The organism is Actinomycetota bacterium (assembly GCA_005774595.1).
Classification (GTDB): domain Bacteria; phylum Actinomycetota; class Coriobacteriia; order Anaerosomatales; family D1FN1-002; genus D1FN1-002.
Genome location: VAUM01000039.1, coordinates 7,363 through 10,079 on the forward strand (window position 1 = coordinate 7,363; position 2,717 = coordinate 10,079).

Below are 2,717 nucleotides of genomic sequence, written 5' to 3' on the forward strand. Positions count from 1 at the left end.
CCTCTTCGCGCTCCCGCGCCGCTGTCAGACTCCGGTTGGCTTCCGGTGGCGGACGTTCGGTGACGGCGACGTTCTTCGGGACGGCGATCGACTGGATAGGTGCGCGGTCTACGTCGGGTGGGCGCGCCAACGTCTACCTGGATGGCGCGTACCAGACGACGGTCGACATGTACGCGGGTCTCAACCAGTTCCGCCAGGTACTGTACTCGGCTTCCGGACTGCCGTTGGAGGAACATGTCCTGCGTATCGAAACCGTGACCAGCAGGAACGCTAGGTCTGCTGGGTACACGGTGTGGGTCGATCGGTTCGATGTGACAGGCGAGTTGACCGGCCCGTAGTGGGCTGGTAGCTCGGCGACTCTTCCGGAGGCACTCCTAGGTGTCCGTATCGCCTATCCCGTCGAGCCCCACTCCGACCGCGCCATCGCCGAACCGCTCGCGGATCGCCTCGAGGCTCGAGCCGAGCCGCTCGTCGCGGCCGCGGCGCTCGGCATCCGCCTCGCCGAACAGGTCGAGCTGCTCGGCCGGATCCACGAGATGCGACACGCCGACCCCGAGCAGCCGCAGCCCGGTGCCGGGCGTCCACGCGGACCGCAGCGTCTCGCGCGCGGCGGCGAGCACCGCCTCGGGCGAGTCGGTCGCGGTCGCGACGGTGCGGGACGCCACGCGCGTCGTGAAGTCCGAGTAGCGCAGCTTGACCGTGACGGTGCGCCCGGCGACCCCCTTGCGGCGCATGCGCGCGCAGACCTCGTCGGTGAGCCGCGTGAGTTCGGCGAGCACCTCGCCCTCCTCGCGCAGGTCGGTGGCGAACGTGTGCTCCCGCGAGACGGACTTCGCAGCCTCTCGGGGACGGACGGGCGTCGGGTCGACGCCGCGCGCGCGGCGCACGAGGTCCGGTCCGCCGGAGCCGACGAGGTCGCGCGCGGTGGCGTCATCGAGGGCCGCGAGGTCGCCGAGGGTCAGCACGCCGTGGCTGACGAGCCGCTCCTGCGAGACGGCGCCGACGCCGGGCATCAGTCCGACGGCGAGCGGCGCGAGGAACTCCGCCTCGGTGCCGGGCGGCACGACGGTGAGCCCGTGGGGCTTGTCGCGGTCCGAGGCGATCTTCGCCACGGTCGCGGACGTGGCCACGCCGACGGAGCAGGACAGCCCCATCGCGTCGACGGCGTCGATGAGGCGGCGCGCGACGGCGACCGGATGCTCGGGCCGCGCCTCGCTCGGTGTGACGTCGAGGTAGGCCTCGTCCACCGACGCCATGCGAACGTGCGGCGTCTCGGCCTCGAACAGCGCGCGGATGGCCGCGGACACCTGCGCGTAGCGTTCGAAGTTGCCGCGCGCCCAGACCGCGTCGGCGGGCAGGAGTCTGGCCGCGCGCGCCGCGGACATCGCCGAGTGCACGCCGTAGGCGCGGGCCTCGTACGACGCGGCGGCGATCACGCCGCGCCCTTGCGGCGAGCCGCCCACGACCACGGCCCGCCCGCGCCACTCGGGATGGTCGAGCTGCTCGACCGACGCGAAGAACGCGTCCATGTCGACGTGGAGGACGGCCCGGCCCTTCCAAAGGCCGGATGCGGCATCGCGCGCTGGCATGGAGTGAGTGTACCCTCGGCCGGGAGAGGTGACGGGCGGACGACGGGAGTGCGGGGCCATGCGGTTCGGCGTGCACGCCACGACCGGAGGGGGGCTCGTCGCCGCGGTCGACTACGCGTCGGGCATCGGCTGCGAGTGCGTCCAGGTGTTCGCCAAGAGCCCGATGCAGTGGAAGGGACCGCGGCACTCGGCGGAGGACTGCGCCGCGTTCCGCGAAGCGCTCGCCGCCGCGGGGCTGCCGCCTGCGTACACCCACACCGCGTACCTGCTCAACCTCTCCGGACTCGACGACGACCTGCGCATGAAGTCGGCGCGGGCGCTGGCCGACGAGCTCGTCCGTGCCGAGGACCTCGGGGCGGCGGGCGTCGTGACGCACGTTGGCACGTTCGCCGACGTCGACGCGCCTGCGGCCGCGCGCCGCCTGTGCGAGTCGCTCGCGGTCGCGCGCGAGGAGTCGGGCGCGCAGGTGCGCGTGCTGCTCGAGAACTCCGCCGGCGCCGGCACGCTCTTCCTCGCGGACCCGGACCAGTACGGGCTCGTGTTCTCAGACCTCGGCGACGACCATGGCGCGGTAGGCGTGTGCCTCGACACCTGTCACGCCCACGCCGCGGGTCACGACCTGTCGGGCCCGGAGGGTTGGGGCGCACTGCTCGACGCGCTCGACGCCGCGGCGGGGCCCGGAGCGATCGGCTTGGTGCACGCGAACGACTGCATGCATCCGGCCGGGTCGCACAAGGACCGCCACGACTGGATCGGCCGCGGGACCATCGGCGAGAGCGGCTTCGCGGCCATGGTGGCGCAGGCCCGCCTGTCCGGCTGCGACGTCGTGATGGAGATGCCGGGGGAGGCGCCCGAGAAGGACGTCGTCAATCTGATGAGGCTGAAGGCGCTGCGTGCGTCCTGCGGTGCGTGCGGGTCGTGAGTCCCGACGCCCGGAGCAGGGCGGTGGCGTCGATCTCGGCGTCTCCCGTGAACGCGACCTCGACCGGCGCGTGCTGCGTGCGGTACGAGTGGATGAGGAAGACGTCGCGCAGCTGGCGGGGGGAGAACAGCGTCGGGTCCTGCGGCCCGGCGCCCTCGGTGTAGCCGTTCGCGAGGATGCGCTCGATGCGGGCGCGCGTCTCGGGA

The 2,717-nt window shown here is 72.8% G+C and carries 3 protein-coding genes; 2 read left to right on the forward strand and 1 reads right to left on the reverse strand.

The features are described 5' to 3' along the window. The first annotated feature begins 59 nt into the window (after nt 1–59). Nucleotides 60–338, forward strand: coding sequence for a hypothetical protein (locus tag FDZ70_02910; protein ID TLM79489.1), 279 nt, complete (start codon nt 60–62; stop codon nt 336–338). A gap of 36 nt (nt 339–374) precedes the next feature. Here FDZ70_02910 and dinB read toward each other — a convergent pair whose 3' ends face one another. Next, nucleotides 375–1,649 carry a DNA polymerase IV gene (dinB, locus tag FDZ70_02915; protein TLM79490.1) on the reverse strand — a complete coding sequence of 425 codons (1,275 nt, stop codon included), beginning with the start codon at nt 1,647–1,649 and terminating at the stop codon, nt 375–377. On the opposite strand from dinB, the gene FDZ70_02920 reads away from it, so the two are divergent. Beyond that, nucleotides 1,648–2,511, forward strand: a complete 864-nt coding sequence (locus tag FDZ70_02920) for a deoxyribonuclease IV (GenBank protein TLM79491.1) — start codon at nt 1,648–1,650, stop codon at nt 2,509–2,511. The genes dinB and FDZ70_02920 overlap by 2 nt on opposite strands. Nucleotides 2,512–2,717: the final 206 nt, after the last annotated feature.

Coding starts and splice junctions, on each gene's coding strand:
- dinB (TLM79490.1), bottom strand. CDS start 1,649: ATGGCCCCGCACTCCCGTCGTCCGCCCGTCACCTCTCCCGGCCGAGGG.
- FDZ70_02920 (TLM79491.1), top strand. CDS start 1,648: ATGCGGTTCGGCGTGCACGCCACGACCGGAGGGGGGCTCGTCGCCGCG.